Origin of the sequence: Pseudomonas sp. B33.4 (assembly GCF_034555375.1) — a bacterium.
GTDB lineage: Bacteria > Pseudomonadota > Gammaproteobacteria > Pseudomonadales > Pseudomonadaceae > Aquipseudomonas.
Genome location: NZ_CP140706.1, coordinates 4,312,107 through 4,328,186, shown reverse-complemented (window position 1 = coordinate 4,328,186; position 16,080 = coordinate 4,312,107). Strand labels below are relative to the sequence as shown.

Sequence of the window (16,080 nt, the reverse complement as noted above, 5' to 3'; positions counted from 1 at the left end):
CCGAAGAGGGCTGTTACAGGGACTACCCGTGACGGAGGCGTTTGGATGCAGTGCCCGGATAATAAATTTCAAACCCGACAATAACCCCTGTGGGAGCGAGCCTGCTCGCGAAGGCGTCGGGCCAGCCAGCACTTATGTGACTGACACACCGTATTCGCGAGCAGGCTCGCTCCCACAGGGTTTTGTGTCGGGCTTGAGGCCGGAGGCGTTCAGGAGTTCCTGGGTGTAGGGATGTTGCGGCGCGGCGAAAATATCGCGTGAAGAACCCTGCTCCACAACCTTGCCGTCCTTGATCACCATCAAGTCATGCGCCAACGCATGCACCACCGCCAGATCATGGCTGATAAACAAATAGGTCAGCCCATGTTTGATTTGTAGTTGCCGCAACAACTCCACCACCTGTTTCTGTACCGTACGATCCAGCGCCGAGGTCGGTTCATCGAGCAGAATCAGCGCCGGTTCCAGCACCAGTGCGCGGGCAATAGAGATGCGCTGGCGCTGCCCACCGGAAAACTCGTGGGGATAACGATGGCGGCTCTGCGGGTCGAGGCCGACTTCCTCCAGCACGCGAATCACCGCCGCCTCCCGCTCGGCCTCGGTGCCGATACCGTGAGTCAGCAAGCCTTCGGCAATGATCTGCTGCACCGACATCCGTGGGCTGAGGCTGCCGAACGGGTCCTGGAACACTACCTGAATCTGCCGGCGCAACGGCCGCATCAAACGCTGATTGAGCAGGCTCAGTTGCTTGTTGCCAAAACGGATATTGCCCTCGGATTCGACCAGCCGCAGGATCGCCTGACCCAGCGTTGATTTGCCCGAACCCGACTCGCCAACGATCCCCAAGGTCTTGCCCCGTTGCAGGGTGAAACTGACCCCGTCCACCGCTTTGATGTAATCCTGCTGCCGACTGAACAGCGCTTTGGGCAACGGAAACCACACCTTCAAATCATCGACTTCGAGCAGGTTGTGATCGTATTCACTCGGCACCGGCGCACCGCTCGGTTCGGCCTCGATCAACAAACGACTGTAAGGATGCTGCGGCGCCCGAAACAGCGCTTCGCAATCCGCCTGCTCAACAATCTCGCCATGGCGCATTACGCACACCCGCTGCGCGATGCGCCGCACCAGATTGAGGTCATGACTGATCAATAGCAGCGACATGCCCAGCCGCTGCTGCAATTCGATCAGCAGCTCAAGAATCTTCTGCTGCACCGTCACATCCAGCGCCGTGGTCGGCTCATCGGCAATCAACAACTCCGGCTCGTTGGCCAGCGCCATGGCAATCATCACCCGTTGCCGCTGCCCACCAGAGAGCTGATGCGGATAGGCTTTCAAACGCTGCAATGGCTGGCGAATACCGACCAGTTCCAGCAACTCCAACGTCCGTTCGCGGGCGGCGCGGCCCTTCAGGCCTTTGTGAATCTCCAACACTTCGCTGACTTGCTTTTCCACCGTGTGCAACGGATTGAGCGAGGTCATCGGCTCCTGAAAAATCATCGCAATGCGGTTGCCGCGCAAGCCGCGCATCTGCTGCTCGCTGGCGTGCAATAAATCCACGCCGTTGTAGCGGATCGCGCCGCTGCTGCTGACGTTCTTGCCCGGCAATAAACGCAGAATCGAATGCGCCGTCACCGACTTGCCCGAGCCGGATTCACCGACCAGTGCCAGACATTCGCCACGGCGAATATCCAGGTTCAAACCGTGCACCACTTCTTGCCCGGCGAAGGCCACGCGCAGATCGCGGATCTCGATCAAATTGTCGTTCATCTCAGCTCCGGGGATCGAATGCATCACGGCAAGCCTCACCAATAAAAACCAACAAAGACAAAATCAGCGCCAAGGCAAAAAACGCCGTCAGCCCCAGCCACGGCGCTTGCAGATTGCGCTTGGCCTGACCGATCAACTCGCCCAGCGATGCAGTACCCGCCGGCATGCCGAAGCCGAGAAAATCCAGTGCGGTCAGCGTGGCGATGGCGCCGGTCAGAATGAACGGCAGGTAGGTGAGGGTGGAGGTCATCGCGTTGGGCAGGATGTGCCGACACATCAGTTCGTTGTCGGTCAGGCCCAAGGCGCGCGCGGCTTTGACGTATTCGAGATTGCGCCCGCGAAGGAACTCAGCACGCACCACATCGACCAGCGCCAGCCAGGAAAACAGCGCCATGATCCCCAGCAACCACCAGAAACTCGGCGAGACGAACCCGGACAAAATGATCAGCAGGTACAACACCGGCAACCCCGACCAGATTTCCAGCACGCGCTGCCCGAGCAAGTCGACCCAACCGCCGTAATAACCCTGCAACGCCCCGGCGACGATGCCGATCAACGCACTGACAGCAGTGAGGATCAGCGCAAACAGAATCGAAATCCGCGTGCCGAAAATCACCCGCGCCAACACGTCGCGCGCCTGATCATCGGTGCCCAGCCAGTTGCTCGAAGAAGGTGGGCTTGGCGCTGGTTCGCTGAGGTCGTAATTGACCGTGTCGTAGCTGAACGGAATCGGCGGAAACAGCATCCAGCCGCCCTGATCCTCGATCAACTTGTGCACGTAACTGCTGGCGTAATCCGGCTGGAACGGCAGCTCGCCGCCGAAATCGGTTTCCAGGTAATCGCTGAGGATCGGGAAGTAAAAAGCGTCGTGATAACGGATCACCAGCGGTTTGTCGTTGGCGATCAACTCACCGCCCAGACAAATCAGGCACAGACCGATAAACAGCCACAACGACCAGCGTCCACGTCGATTAGCCTTGAACTGCGCAACGCGGCGCTGGCCGAGAGGAGAAAGAGTGAACATCAGGCAGTCCTCGCCGAGAAGTCGATGCGCGGGTCGAGCAGGGTGTAGCAGAGGTCGCCGATCAGCTTGATCAACAGGCCGAACAGGGTGAACAGAAACAGTGCGCCGAACACCACCGGGTAGTCGCGCGACACTGCCGCCTCGTAGCTCATGCGCCCGAGGCCGTCGAGGTTGAAAATGGTTTCGATCAGCAGGGAGCCGGCGAAAAACACCTCGATCAGCGCCGACGGCACACCGGCCACCACCAGCAGCATGGCGTTGCGAAACACGTGGCCGTAGAGCACGCGGCGCTCGGTCAGACCCTTGGCCCGTGCGGTAATGACGTACTGACGGCTGATCTCGTTGAGGAAGCTGTTCTTGGTCAGGATCGTCAGTGTGGCGAACCCGCCAATCACCAACGCCGTCACCGGCAGCACCAGGTGCCAGAGATAGTCGCCGACCTTGCCCAGCGTGCTGAGGCTATCGAAGTTGTCCGAGACCAGCCCCTGTACCGGAAACCAGTTGACGTAGCTGCCGCCGGCGAACACCACGATCAGCAGAATCGCGAACAGGAACGCCGGCATTGCATAGCCGATGATGATCGCCGTGCTGCTCCAGACATCAAACGCACTGCCGTTCTTGATCGCTTTGCGAATGCCCAGCGGAATCGAAATCAGGTAGGTGATCAATGTCGCCCACAAACCCAGCGACAGCGACACCGGCAGCTTCTGCACGATCAGATCGGTGACCTTGGCGCCGCGAAAGAAACTGCTGCCCAGATCCAGCTGCGCGTAGTTTTTCAACATGAGCCACAGGCGTTCGTGCAGCGGTTTGTCGAAACCGTAATGGTGTTTGATTTCCTCGGTCAGCGCCGGGTCGAGACCACGGCTGCTGCGCCCGGCGCCGCCAATCGCGGCGACCTCGCCACCGCTGCCCATGCCGTGCCCGCCGAAGCCTTGCAGACGGGCAATGGCTTGTTCCACCGGGCCACCGGGCGCGGCCTGCACAATCAGAAAATTCACCACCAGAATGCACAACAGCGTCGGGATGATCAGCAGCAAACGTCGACTCAGATAGCGCAGCATGTCACTGGCCCCCCGCAAGCTGAGTGTGCATCTGCTGGGTGGTCAACGCCTTGGCCGATACCTCCCACCAGGTGTTGAGGCCTTCGTCGTACGCCGGTTGCACCGGCGGCATGCCGAAGCGGTTCTGATACACCGTCGGCGTGCCTTTGGAGTAATAGTTGGGAATCATGTAGTAACCCCATTGCAGCACCCGGTCGAGGGCGCGCGCGTAATGCACCATGGCCTCGCGAGTGTTGGCCTGAACCAGCCCGTCGATCAGTTGATCGACCGCCGGATTGGCCAGTACCATCGAGTTGGAACTGCCGACTTGCGTGGCACTTTGCGAGGCGTACAGGCTGTACAACTCGCGGCCGGGAGAGACGATCGGATCGCCGCTGCGCGGGAAACTGGTGACGATCATGTCGTAGTCCCGGGCGTTGAGGCGGTTGACGTATTGCGCCGAATCGATCCGCCGCAGGTTGAGGGTGATACCGATCTGCGCGAGGGTGCGTTTGAACGGCAACAGCATGCGGTCGAAACCGCCCTGACCGTCGAGAAAAGTGAACTCCAGCGGCTCGCCAGCAGCATTGACCAAACGATTGTGTTGCGGCGTCCAGCCAGCCTCGGCGAGCAGCTTCAGCGCTTGCAGTTGCTTGTCGCGGATGTAGCCGCTGCCATCGGTTTTTGGTGCCTGATAAACCTCGGTAAAGACCTCGTCGGGAACCTGCCCGCGCAGCGGTTCGAGGATCTTCAATTCTTCGGCATCAGGCAGCGCGGTGGCGGCCATTTCGCTCTTCGGCCAGAAGCTGTTCTGGCGCACGTAGAAACCGCGCATCATCTGTTTGTTGGTCCACTCGAAATCCCACAGCAGGCTGATCGCCTGACGCACGCGGCGATCCTGGAAGATCGGGTTCTGCAGGTTGAACACGAAGCCTTGCGCCGCCGTCGGTTTCTCCGGCGCCAGGATCGACTGCTGCAAGCGACCGTCGCGCAACGCCGGGCTGTCGTAACCGACCACGTAACCGGACGAGGAAAACTCGCGGTTGTAGTCGAATGCGCCGGCCTGCAGCAGTTGCCGGGCGACGTCGGTGTCGCCGTAGAAGTTCACCGTGAGGGTGTCGAAGTTGTACATGCCGCGACTGACCGGCAGGTCCTTGCCCCACCAGTCCGGGTCGCGCTGAAAACTGATGCTGCGCCCGGCGTCGACCTTGCTCACCCGGTACGGGCCGCTGCCCAGCGGTGGCTCGAAACCGCCGCCATTGGCGAAGTCGCGGGTTTGCCACCAGTGCTCGGGAACGACGCGCATCGTCGCCAGGTCGAGCGCCAAGGTGCGGTTGAGGTTGTTCTTGAAGGTGAAGCGCACCTGTCGTGGGCCTTCGATGAGCACGTCCTGCACATCGGCGTATTGCTGGCGATAGCTCAGGCTGCCCTTGGTCATCAGCAGGTTGAAGGTGTAGCGCACGTCTTCGGCGGTGATCGGCGTGCCGTCGGCGAAGCGTGCTTTTGGATTGAGGGTGAAACGCACCCACATACCTTCGGGATCGCGCTCGATCTGTTGCGCGACCAATGCGTAAACGGTGTACGGCTCGTCGAGTGAGCGGAACGCCAATGGCGAATACACCCAGTCGTTGACCTGCACCACGGAAATGCCCTGATCAGCATACGGGCTGATGTAGTTGTACTGGCCGATCTCCATCGACGCGCGACTGAGCGAACCGCCCTTGGGCGCCTTGGGATCGACGAAATCGAAATGCTGGAAATTCGCCGGGTACTTCGGCGCCTCGCCGTACACCGTCAGCGCATAACTGCCAGCGGCCAGCGCCGAGGTGCCGTTGCACAGCAGCGCACTGCTTAACAGCAGGCCCGCCATGTTGCGCAAAAAACTCATGAAGTCACTCCTGAAAATCCCTGAAAATCCCTGAAAGTCCACGGACCCAATGTGGGAGCGAGCCTGCTCGCGAAGGCGTCTTGTCAGCCGACGTCTCTCTTGCTGATCCACCGCTTTCGCGAGCAGGCTCGCTCCCACAGGGGGAGATGTGTTCTGTTTCCGGTTAGAAGTGGTAAGTCATGCGCGCAAACAAGGTGCGGCCCAACGGATCGGTGTAACGCGGGTCATAGCCGCTCTGGAAGTTGTAAGCCTGGTTGGAGAACGGCGGGTTGCGGTCGAACACGTTCTTCATCCCGGCATCGACATCCAGCACCTTGTTGAAGGTGTAGCCGGCCGACAGATCCCACACCGAATACGACGCCACGCGCGCGTGGGTGTCGCGGTCGTAGTCGTTGTAACCCGTGGTGAAGCGGTTGGTCAGCGCCGCCCGCGCCGCGCCGAAGGTCCAGCTGCCGGTGAGGTTGTGTTTCCAGCGCGCGATCACGCCGTCACCCTGAAAGTCGCCGACCTTGTCAGTGAACGGGCCTTTGATGGTGCTCTGGAAGTCGTACTCGTCAACATAGGTGCCTTGCAGGCCCAGACCGAACTGGCCGTACGGCGTGTTCGGGAAGCGATAATCCAGCGACACATCGACACCGTTGGTTTCGACGATGCCGAGGTTGGCGTTGCCGGTGACGATGTAGTTGAGCGTACCGTCGGCGTTGCGCACGAAGCGGTCCGGGTAGGAACCGGCCTGATCAAACACGGTGGATTCCGGGAACGGCTGGATCTGGTTGGAGATGTGAATCCACCAGAAATCCAGACCTACCGAGAGGTTGTTGATCGGCTGATAGACGAAGCCGAGGGTCACGTTGCGCGCCTTCTCCGGGGCCAGATCTTCGTTGCCGCCAATCTGGTTGAGGAACTGCTGACCGCAATCGCGGCCGCCATTGCCGCCCGGTTGCACCACACCGCCGGTACACAGCACCGGGTCGTTGTAGTAACCCTGGGTGAAGGTGATGCTGCGCGGCGAATACAGCTCGTATAGCGATGGCGCACGGAAGCCTTCGCTGTAGGCGCCACGCACCACCAGCTCTTTCAACGGCTGATAACGGAACGAATATTTTGGGTTTGTGGTGCTGCCAAAGTCGCTGTATTTGTCATGGCGCACGGCGGCGGACAGTTCGAGGCTGTCGAGCACCGGCACGTTGATTTCGGCGTAGGCGGCTTTCACGCTGCGGTCGCCCTCGACACTGCCGGCCGGGTCGATACCGAGGCTCTGGATGTCGCCGGCAAACGACTCGAAGTCCTGATGGAATTTCTCTTTGCGGTACTCGCCACCCAGGGCCAGACCGGACGGACCGGCACCGAACCAGTCGCCGATTTCGCGGCTGATGCGTCCATCAAAACCGGCGACACGGCCCACAGCAGTGGAATAGGCGCCGTGGTACGCCGCGTTATCGATGTACTGCTGACCGGCGGCGGACTGCGGGCCGAACGGGTTAAGCAAACCGCTGGCCAGACCGTCGATCATTGCCTGATCGCTGACATAGCCACTGGTGACGCTGGAGACGATTTTGTTCTGGTTGTACGAGGCGCCGACGTTGTAATCCCAGCCGCCAACCAGACCATCGAAGCTGAGCAAAAAGCGCTGGCTGGTGTTCTGGTCTTTCGATTCGCGCGGGCCGGCCGCGGTTTCGCGCCAGTTGACGTCGACCGGTTGCGTTGGGTCGAGGGCGAAATCGGTGGGCGCCGGGGTGATGCCGTTGCCGGGGTAGTAGGGCGATGAGCCGTCGAGGCTCAGGCCGGTCAGCGGTGCAGGACCGACCGCCGTGGCGTTGTTGTTGCGTGACCAGAAGTATTCGAGATTGACGTTGTGGTCGTCGCCGAGCTTGCCGGTGGTCTTGCCGAAGAACGAGGTCTTCTCGGTCTGCGGCACCAGGTCGATGAATTCACGGGTGCTGAAACGGCACAAACCGTCGCGGGCGATCAGGTTGGGGCCGTTGCAATTACTGTTGGCCAGCGGGTTGGTGGCGTTGCCGTTCTGGCTGTAGTTGCCGGGAAACGCGGTGCCGGAAGTCTGATCGAGACCGCGACCGGGGGCATAGTCGGTGGCGAACGAGCGGTCGTTGGCGTCGAGGTTTTGCTGCTTGTTGTAGTTGAACACGCCGAGGACGTTGAAGCGGTCCTCCTCCAGATCGCCGTAGCCCCAACTGGCGCTCATGTCCTTGGTCGCACCGCCGCCGCTGTGGGTCGGGGTTTCGCCGCCGAGGGTCAATTGGCCGTCAGTCAGGGATTTCTTGGTGATGAAGTTGATCACGCCGCCGATGGCGTCGGTGCCGTACAGGGCCGAGGCGCCGTCGCGCAGCACTTCGACGCGCTCGATGGCGGCAAACGGGATCATGTTCAGATCCACCGCGCCGCCAGCCGAGTTGGTGCCGGACAAGGCGTTGTTGGCCAGGCGTCGACCGTTGAGCAGCACCAGCGTCTTGTTCGCGCCGATGCCGCGCATGTCGGCGAACGAGGCGCCGCCAGTTGCCGCGCCGACGGAGCCGGCGCTGTTGTTGATCGACTGGCTGCCGGTGATGCGCTGCACCAGTTCGGCGGTGGTGGTCACGCCCTGTTTGCGCAGCTCATCGGCCTTGAGAATGGTGATCGGCACCGCCGTTTCCGCATCGACCCGGCGAATCGCCGAACCGGTCACTTCCACCCGTTGCAGTTGCGTGGTCGGCGCCACCACCGCCGCAGCTGCCGGGACGGAAGCGTTGTCGTCCTCGGCCGCCTGCACAGTCCCGGCGCCCATCCCCATGGCCACCAGATACAACGGAACAAAACGGTGGCGAGAAATCGTTGCCACCAAGGGTTTGAGCGTGAAGCGTGGAGTGTTCATCAGCATGGTTATTTCCGACTTTTTAGACGTTATCGAATTGGCCTTGTGAGCCCCTCATTGCTCCGCTATCGGTGATACCGCGTGCGGAAAACCACTTTCTTCAAGCAAGCCGATCCCCTCCGAAGACGCGTGGCGTTTTTTCGGTCGGCTGGTTGCGACGGGAGTCAGCGAGCGGTGGCGGGCGTGCCTCTCAAGGCGCGCCCGCCACCGCACTCAGTGAGTGGTCATCACCGAAATCTTGGTGATGCCCGAGCGTTCGATCGACGCCATGGCCTTGGCCACCTGGCCGTAATTGACGGCGGAGTCGGCCTGCAGCTGCACGCGGACTTCGGCGTCCTTGGCCTTGACCTCTTTAAGGCTGGCCTCCAGCGATTCCGGGGCCAGCTCGGTTTTCGCCAGATAGAACTTGCCGTCCTGATCGACGCTGACTACCACCGGGTCTTTCTTTTCGGCGGGGGCGACGGCGTCGGTTTTCGGCAGGTTGACCTTGATTGCGTTGGTCATCAGCGGCGCGGTGACGATGAACACCACCAGCAGCACCAGCATCACGTCGACCAGTGGCGTGACGTTCATTTCGCTGAGCACTTCATCGCTGTCTTGGGTAGAAAAAGACATCAGCTGGCCTCCCGCACGGCGGCTGTGGTTTTGCTGGCGATGGCCTGACGGCTGATGGAAAACGCGCTGCGCGAGGCGAGGGCGTCGAAGTCGTGGGCAAAGTCATCCATGTCTGCCGAAGCGAGTTTCAGGCGACGCAGGAAGAAGTTGTAAATCAGCACCGCCGGCACCGCGACAGCGATGCCGACGCCGGTGGCGATCAGCGCGTGACCGATGGGCCCGGCGACCGCTTCCAGGCTGGCGGAACCCGTTTCGCCGATGCTTTTCAGCGCTTCCATGATTCCCCACACGGTGCCGAACAAACCAATGAACGGCGCGGTGCTGCCGATACTGGCGAGAATTGCCTGGCCGTTTTCCAGCGAGCGGCGTTCCTTCTGGATCTGCTGGCGCAGGTTGCGTTCCAGACGATCCGAACGATTGATGGTGTGCGCCAATTGCTGAGTGGTGCGCGGCGAATCTTCCACCAGCAGCGCTTCGAAACCGCTGCTGGCGATGCGCGCCAGCGAGCCCGGATACTGACTGGCGTGCTCGGCGGCGGTGAGCAGATCCGGCGCGCCCCAGAAGGCTTTGGTGAATTGTTTGTTCTGCGCTTTCTGCCGCAGGTACTGCGCCGACTTGACCAGCAGGATCGCCCAGCTGACCACGGAAAACAGTACCAGACCCCAGAGCACGCCGGGGACAATCATCGAAGACAAATCGTTCATGGTGATACCTCGCTTGCGTTATTCGGTTGTGCGTTGATTGAGCGTTCGGTTATTGCGGCAATTTGAAATCGATGGTCTGGGTGGCGAAGCCGTCGATCGGCGTGTCACCGCGTTTGGCCGGAATAAACTTCCAGTTCTTCACGGCGGCGACAGCGGCGTCATCCAGTTGCGGTTTACCGCTGGACTTGGTCACCGTCACTGATCCTGCGCGACCGTTGGCCAGCACCTGAATGCGCAGGACCACGCTGCCTTCCCAGTTGCGTCGCAGGGCCAGCGACGGGTATTCCGGTGGCGGGTTGCCAAGACTGGCGAGGCCGGAAACGGCTGCCGATTCCTTGACCGGACCCGGCGCGGCGGCAGGGGCCGGCGGTGCGCTCGGGGTGGCCGGGGCAGCGGGTGCAGCCGGTTGTGCCGGGGCCGGTGGAGCTTTCGGCGGCTCGACCTTTTTCACCGGTTTCGGCTTCTCGACCGGTTTCGGTTTTTCGATCGGCTTGGGTTTCTCCACCGGTTTCGGTGGTGGCTTGACCGCGTCTTCGTCTTCCACCGGTTGTTCAGGCTCCGGTGGGGGTGGCGGCGGTGGTGGCGGTTCCGGGGTGGGCGGTGCCGGTGGCGTCGGGCTGGTCAGCTCGACGGTCATTTCCGGAATCTGCGGCGGCGTTGGCAATGGCTCGGTTCTGGACTGCTGGAGAAACCACCAGGCGCCGCCATGTATCAGCGCCGACACAGCCACCAGCAACACCATCTGCTGTTTATTCAGACCGCCGGGTTGTGAGGTATTGGCTTTAAAGGCCGGCCTGCCCGGTGGTGGCGGAACCGGAGCTTCCCGCAACGACCCCGGCAGGGTTCTGTGCTTTACCGCATCGTTCATTAAAGCTCCCTCGGGTGGATGAAGGGCAATAAGGTGCCGTCCGAACATTTGGCTGATGTTCGAGTGGGTGGGTGTAACTTTCTTTAAGGTGAGCAGAAGCCGATAGTTGAACTATCCGGTGAACAAGGCTTGTGCAAACTTACTGGCTTGGCGCTATCGACTTCGAGTGTTCATTAGCCATTCCCTGGTTGTTCTTCTATTGCGTAAGACAACGGTCGGTGTCTCATGCTTGTTACACATAGCAACCGCTGTGCCATATGTTGCTGAAATGTAGAGTGCGTATTTCATGAGTGTACCCATGTCGCATTTATATAAGTTTTACCCTTGCCGTGGTTTTTCCATGGCGCGCAGATTCCCGTGACTCCGGTTGAGGGAGCTTTTTCACAGGCGAGTCAGGCTGTGCGCCATATCACGCGGGTTGGCGGGATAGAGCGGCTGCGCAGCCTGCGGCCAGGGCACTTGCTGGTGCGCGGCGGACTGAATTGGTGCGGGTCAATGTTTTAGCGGCTCACGGGGCATGTTCCTTGTTGTTGTTTAAATGGAATAGCTGTTTTAAGTATTCAATAGTGCAAGCCCGTGGAGCAGTTTTGGTGCACTTGCAATGGTGCTGAAAGTTATTGTTCGACAATCCTGCTGTCGTTCAATGCACACTGCATTCGTGCAATAACTGCCCGAGTCTTATTTAAAAAATAAATAGCACGCTGCCGTCGGCCAATGACTCATTGCCGAACGCAGTGCGCTGTCGAGGTGTCAGGTAATAAAGTAAGTGTGAAGGCAGCCGGGACTGTTCGAATGAACTCGGCGGCGAACGGATAAATGCAAAGAGATTGTGATGCGGCAGAGCGTTTGAAGATTCACGCGGTGAACTCCTTGTTGCCAGCTCGGATACGCGAACTTTTGGTTCGGTATCGCACCTTACAAGAACGCGGATAGCGTTCGATGATTGCTCTTGGTGCGGGATGGGCACCGCCAGCGCTGTTTTGCGAGGTTTGAATTCGCAAGTCGCGAGTGCATGGGAAAACCGTGCCAAAACCGATACACAGACAGATTATTTCTACACCCGCGCTACAGCCATCTACCCTGTGGCAATGGCCTTTTCGGGGGGATTGGATATGTACCAGCTCTACGGGCACAGAAATTCAGGCGCAGCCGCCATCGAAGCGGCGCTGGAACTGTGCCAGATCGCTTACCGCTTCATTGATATCGAAGCCAGCACCGAAGCCGCCGAGGCGCTGGCGCAACTCAATCCGCTGAAGCAGATACCGACGTTGCAACTGCCCGATGGCAGCGCGATCACCGAGAGTGCGGCGATCCTGATTCATCTGGGCCTGACGTTTCCCAAGTCCGGCCTGCTGCCAGCCAAAGCGGAGGATCGCGATCAGGCGATTCGCGGTCTGGTCTACATCGTCAGCAACTGCTACGCGGCGATCGGCGTCGTCGATTATCCGGAGCGCTGGCTGCTGATGCCCGACGAAGCCTCGCGGCAGAATCTGGTCGCCGGCGCGCGTGAGCGATTGCACTGGAGTTGGGAGGTGTTTGCCGACCAGTTTTCCGCCGAACTGTATCTGGATGACGAAACGCCGGGGGCACTGGATGTGCTGGCGGCAGTGGTGACGCGTTGGGCGGGCAGCCGTGAGCATTTGCGTCAGACGCGACCGGGGTTTTCTGCGTGGTTGCAGCGGATTGACCGGCACCCGGTGCTGGCGCCGGTGTTCGCCCGGCATTGGCCTTCTTGAACACACTGCAGATTCAAATGTAGGAGTGAGCCTGCTCGCGATAGCGGTCTGTCAGCTAAAAACAAGGTGACTGACAGAACGCTATCGCGAGCAGGCTCACTCCTACAGGGGGGCTTTATTCCCCGCGAATGTACTGCTCCAGCTGCTTGATCAGCTCCGCCTGTTCGGCAATCGCTTCCTTGACCAGGTCACCGATCGACAGCAAGCCGATCAACTTGCCGTTCTCGACCACCGGCAAGTGGCGCAGGCGTTTGTCGGACATGATACCCAGGCAGGTGTCGACGGTTTGATGGGTGTCCACGGTGATCACGTTCGCCACCATGATGTCGCGCACCGGCGTGCCCACGGATGAGCGGCCATGCAGCACCAGTTTGCGCGCGTAATCGCGTTCGCTGATGATGCCGACCACTTTGTCGTCTTCGACCACCAGCAAGGCACCGACGTTTTTCTCGGCCATCTTCATCAGCGCTTCGAGCACCATGTGATCAGGTTTGATCTGGTGCACTTCCTGATTTTTCTGATCTTTGAGCTTGAGCAGTTGGGCGACGGTCTTCATGGCGGTTACTCAGGTGTTGTCGTTGTTATCCAAGCATCGTAGACGCAAGCGCGCAGGGCAAGGTGGCAAAGCGGCAGATAACACGCAAAAAACGTCATTTGCCGAATTTTTCCGTGGCTGGCGGCTGTTTATCGCCAGAGTCATCCCGGGCAATGCCGCGTAGAATGCCCCTCTGTTTCAATTCCTGAGGTTGCAGTGGTGGATTTACCGCAGGGCTTCGTCCTGACCCGGCATTGGCGCGATACACCGGCCGGCACCGAAGTCGAGTTCTGGCTGGCGACCGACGCCGGGCCGCGTCGTGTGCGTTTGCCCCATCAGCCGTCGGTGGCGTTTATTCCTGCCGAGCAGCGCGCAGCGGTCGAACGTCTGCTGCACGACGAAAAGAACGTCGAACTGCGCCCGCTGGCCTTGCAGGATTTCGAGCATCGCCCGGTGCTGGGTCTGTATTGTCAGCAACACGGCCAATTGATGCGCCTGGAAACCGCGCTCAACCGCAACAGTGTTGACGTCTACGAAGCCGACGTACGCCCGCCGGAACGCTACCTGATGGAGCGTTTTATCACCGCGCCGGTGCGATTCAGCGGCACGCCCGATGCCAACGGCGTATTGCTCAACGCCCAGCTCAAACCCGACCCCAAATATCGGCCGACGCTACGGCTGGTTTCGCTGGACATCGAAACCACCGAAACCGGCGAGTTGTATTCGATCGCCCTCGAAGGCTGCGGCGAACGTCAGGTGTACATGCTCGGTGCGCCGAACGGCGACGCCAGCATCGTCGACTTCGACCTTGAATACTGCGACTCGCGCACGGTCATTCTGAAGAAACTCAACGACTGGTTTGCCCGCCACGACCCCGACGCGATCATCGGCTGGAACGTCGTGCAGTTCGATTTACGCATCCTCCACGAACACGCGCGGCGCCTCGGCGTGCCGCTGAAAATCGGCCGTGGCGGCGAAGAGATGCAATGGCGCGAACACGGCAGCCGCAATCACTACTTCGCCTCGGCCGCGGGGCGGCTGATCATCGACGGTATCGAGTCCCTACGCTCGGCAACTTGGAGTTTCCCCTCGTTCAGTCTGGAAAACGTTGCGCAGACCCTGCTCGGTGAAGGCAAGTCGATCGACAACCCGTACCAGCGCATGGACGAGATCAACCGCATGTTCGCCGAGGACAAGCCGGCGCTGGCCAAGTACAACCTCAAGGACTGTGAACTGGTCACGCGGATCTTCGCCAAAACCGAACTGCTGACCTTTTTGCTGGAGCGCGCCAGTGTCACCGGATTGCCGGCGGATCGCAGCGGCGGCTCGGTGGCGGCGTTCACGCACTTGTATATGCCGTTGATGCATCGCCAGGGGTTCGTCGCGCCGAACCTCGGCACCAATCCGCCGCAGGCCAGCCCCGGCGGTTTCGTCATGGACTCGCAACCGGGGTTGTACGAATCGGTGCTGGTGCTCGATTACAAGAGTCTGTATCCGTCGATCATTCGTACGTTTCTGATCGACCCGGTAGGCCTGATCGAAGGCTTGCAGCACCCGGACGATACCGACTCGGTACCAGGCTTCCGTGGTGCGCGTTTCTCGCGCACCCGGCATTGCCTGCCGTCGATTGTCTCGCGCGTTGCCGAGGGCCGCGAGACCGCCAAGCGCGAGCACAACGCACCGCTGTCGCAGGCACTGAAGATCATCATGAACGCCTTCTACGGCGTACTCGGCTCCAGTGGCTGCCGCTTCTTCGATACGCGGCTGGCCTCATCGATCACCCTGCGCGGTCACGAAATCATGTTGCGCACGCGCAAGCTGATCGAAGAACAGGGCCATGCGGTGATCTACGGCGACACCGACTCGACCTTCGTCTGGCTGCGTCGTCCGCACGGGCAGGAAGAAGCGGCGAGCATCGGTCATGCGCTGGTCAAGCACGTCAACGACTGGTGGCGCGCGCATGTGCGCGATGAATATGGCCTGGAAAGCGCCCTCGAACTGCAATTCGAAATTCACTACAAACGCTTTCTGATGCCGACCATTCGCGGCGCGGAGGAGGGCAGCAAAAAACGTTATGCCGGCCTCGTCACCCGCGCCGACGGTAGCGATGAAATGGTCTACAAAGGCCTGGAAACCGTGCGCACCGATTGGTCGCTGCTGGCCCGACAATTTCAGCAGGAACTCTACGAGCGGATTTTCCAGCGCAAGCCCTATCAGGATTACGTGCGCGACTATGTGCGTAAAACCCTCGCTGGCGAATTCGACGATCGACTGGTCTACCGCAAGCGCCTGCGCCGCACCCTCGACGACTACGAGCGCAACGTCCCGCCGCACGTGCGCGCGGCGCGGCTGGCCGACGACTACAACGCCCAGCACGGGCGCCCACGGCAATACCAGAATGGCGGCTGGATCAGCTACGTCATCACCCTGGCTGGCCCCGAACCGCTGGAAGTGCGCCGTGCCGCCATCGATTACGACCACTACATCACTCGGCAACTGCAACCGGTGGCGGATGCGATTCTGCCGTTTGTCGACGACGACTTCTCAACCCTGATCGGGGGGCAACTGGGCCTGTTTTGAGTCTAGCAACTGCAGCGTCCATTCATCGAGGATGCCGTGGAAGTAACGTTCCAGTGCTTGCGAGTACAAGCTGTCCTCGTCAGTGAACTGAGCAAACAGCGTCATTGAGGAATGAAATTTCAGGTCATCAGGATGGCCGAAAATCTCCGCGATCGAGCGCTGCTGCACCTTCAGCACCAACTGCGTACAAGTGCGCAGCCGGGCGCCGAGCAAGTCATGGGCCAGATAAGCCCGGGCTTCCTCGGCTGAACCGATGGCGTAGCGCCGGGACATTTCACTGCCGCCCAGACCGGCGAATTGCGGGAAGACAAACCACATCCAGTGGCTGCGTTTGCGGCCCTCGTCGAGTTCGCGTTGCACGCGCTCGAACACCGGATCCTGGGCCTGGACAAAACGTTGCAGGTTGAACGGGTCGTACTGATCAGTGCTTCTCATCGCGAAGCCCTCGCCA

Annotated in this window: 12 protein-coding genes; 2 read left to right on the top strand and 10 right to left on the bottom strand. The window is 60.4% G+C overall.

Annotated features, from left to right (window positions below; all coding sequences use genetic code 11):
- Positions 1-132 precede the first annotated feature (132 nt).
- The 8 genes from U6037_RS19015 to U6037_RS18980 all read right to left on the bottom strand — a co-directional run bounded on the left by U6037_RS19015 (position 133) and on the right by U6037_RS18980 (position 10,778).
- Positions 133-1,767: an ABC transporter ATP-binding protein gene (locus tag U6037_RS19015; RefSeq protein ID WP_322844134.1), complete on the bottom strand. Its 1,635-nt coding sequence runs from the start codon at positions 1,765-1,767 to the stop codon at positions 133-135.
- 1 nt (position 1,768) lies between these two features.
- Positions 1,769-2,791 carry an ABC transporter permease gene (locus U6037_RS19010; protein WP_322844133.1) on the bottom strand — a complete coding sequence of 341 codons (1,023 nt, stop codon included), beginning with the start codon at positions 2,789-2,791 and terminating at the stop codon, positions 1,769-1,771.
- A complete protein-coding gene (locus U6037_RS19005; protein ID WP_322844132.1) occupies positions 2,791-3,855 on the bottom strand; it encodes a microcin C ABC transporter permease YejB in 1,065 nt (354 codons plus the stop codon). The genes U6037_RS19010 and U6037_RS19005 overlap by 1 nt, the downstream gene beginning before the upstream one ends.
- 1 nt (position 3,856) lies before the next feature.
- The gene (locus U6037_RS19000; RefSeq protein WP_322844131.1) at positions 3,857-5,722 is read right to left on the bottom strand and encodes an extracellular solute-binding protein; all 1,866 of its coding nucleotides are present in this window, start codon (positions 5,720-5,722) and stop codon (positions 3,857-3,859) included.
- A 163-nt stretch (positions 5,723-5,885) separates the two neighbouring features.
- A complete protein-coding gene (locus tag U6037_RS18995; RefSeq protein ID WP_191625216.1) occupies positions 5,886-8,597 on the bottom strand; it encodes a TonB-dependent receptor in 2,712 nt (903 codons plus the stop codon).
- Between the two features lie 207 nt (positions 8,598-8,804).
- Complete coding sequence (locus U6037_RS18990) at positions 8,805-9,206, bottom strand: ExbD/TolR family protein (protein ID WP_007918272.1); 402 nt, start codon at positions 9,204-9,206, stop codon at positions 8,805-8,807.
- Entirely contained in the window at positions 9,206-9,892 is a 687-nt protein-coding gene (locus U6037_RS18985; RefSeq protein WP_371857975.1) for a MotA/TolQ/ExbB proton channel family protein, read from the bottom strand. The genes U6037_RS18990 and U6037_RS18985 overlap by 1 nt, the downstream gene beginning before the upstream one ends.
- 67 nt (positions 9,893-9,959) lie before the next feature.
- On the bottom strand, positions 9,960-10,778 hold the full coding sequence (locus U6037_RS18980) for an energy transducer TonB (protein ID WP_322844130.1): 819 nt from the start codon (positions 10,776-10,778) through the stop codon (positions 9,960-9,962).
- Positions 10,779-11,890: 1,112 nt separating this feature from the next.
- Between U6037_RS18980 and U6037_RS18975 the strand changes: the two genes are divergently transcribed.
- Entirely contained in the window at positions 11,891-12,514 is a 624-nt protein-coding gene (locus tag U6037_RS18975; RefSeq protein ID WP_322844129.1) for a glutathione S-transferase, read from the top strand.
- Between the two features lie 115 nt (positions 12,515-12,629).
- On the opposite strand, the gene U6037_RS18970 is transcribed toward U6037_RS18975, so the two are convergent.
- Entirely contained in the window at positions 12,630-13,070 is a 441-nt protein-coding gene (locus U6037_RS18970; protein ID WP_008084932.1) for a CBS domain-containing protein, read from the bottom strand.
- Positions 13,071-13,268: 198 nt separating this feature from the next.
- Here U6037_RS18970 and U6037_RS18965 point away from each other — a divergent pair, with 198 nt between their 5' ends.
- Positions 13,269-15,629 (top strand): DNA polymerase II, encoded by a 2,361-nt coding sequence (locus tag U6037_RS18965; RefSeq protein ID WP_322844128.1) that lies wholly within the window; start codon positions 13,269-13,271, stop codon positions 15,627-15,629.
- Here U6037_RS18965 and U6037_RS18960 read toward each other — a convergent pair.
- A complete protein-coding gene (locus U6037_RS18960; RefSeq protein WP_322844127.1) occupies positions 15,594-16,064 on the bottom strand; it encodes a DUF1810 domain-containing protein in 471 nt (156 codons plus the stop codon). The two genes, U6037_RS18965 and U6037_RS18960, sit on opposite strands and share 36 nt — an antisense overlap.
- Between the last annotated feature and the right edge of the window lie 16 nt (positions 16,065-16,080).

Bases quoted from the DNA above. Each gene is read 5' to 3' on its own strand.
- U6037_RS19015 (WP_322844134.1), bottom strand. From the start codon at position 1,767: ATGAACGACAATTTGATCGAGATCCGCGATCTGCGCGTGGCCTTCGCC.
- U6037_RS18970 (WP_008084932.1), bottom strand. From the start codon at position 13,070: ATGAAGACCGTCGCCCAACTGCTCAAGCTCAAAGATCAGAAAAATCAG.
- U6037_RS18975 (WP_322844129.1), top strand. From the start codon at position 11,891: ATGTACCAGCTCTACGGGCACAGAAATTCAGGCGCAGCCGCCATCGAA.
- U6037_RS18985 (WP_371857975.1), bottom strand. From the start codon at position 9,892: ATGATTGTCCCCGGCGTGCTCTGGGGTCTGGTACTGTTTTCCGTGGTC.
- U6037_RS18990 (WP_007918272.1), bottom strand. From the start codon at position 9,206: ATGTCTTTTTCTACCCAAGACAGCGATGAAGTGCTCAGCGAAATGAAC.
- U6037_RS18995 (WP_191625216.1), bottom strand. From the start codon at position 8,597: ATGCTGATGAACACTCCACGCTTCACGCTCAAACCCTTGGTGGCAACG.
- U6037_RS19005 (WP_322844132.1), bottom strand. From the start codon at position 3,855: ATGCTGCGCTATCTGAGTCGACGTTTGCTGCTGATCATCCCGACGCTG.
- U6037_RS18960 (WP_322844127.1), bottom strand. From the start codon at position 16,064: ATGAGAAGCACTGATCAGTACGACCCGTTCAACCTGCAACGTTTTGTC.
- U6037_RS19010 (WP_322844133.1), bottom strand. From the start codon at position 2,791: ATGTTCACTCTTTCTCCTCTCGGCCAGCGCCGCGTTGCGCAGTTCAAG.
- U6037_RS19000 (WP_322844131.1), bottom strand. From the start codon at position 5,722: ATGAGTTTTTTGCGCAACATGGCGGGCCTGCTGTTAAGCAGTGCGCTG.
- U6037_RS18980 (WP_322844130.1), bottom strand. From the start codon at position 10,778: ATGAACGATGCGGTAAAGCACAGAACCCTGCCGGGGTCGTTGCGGGAA.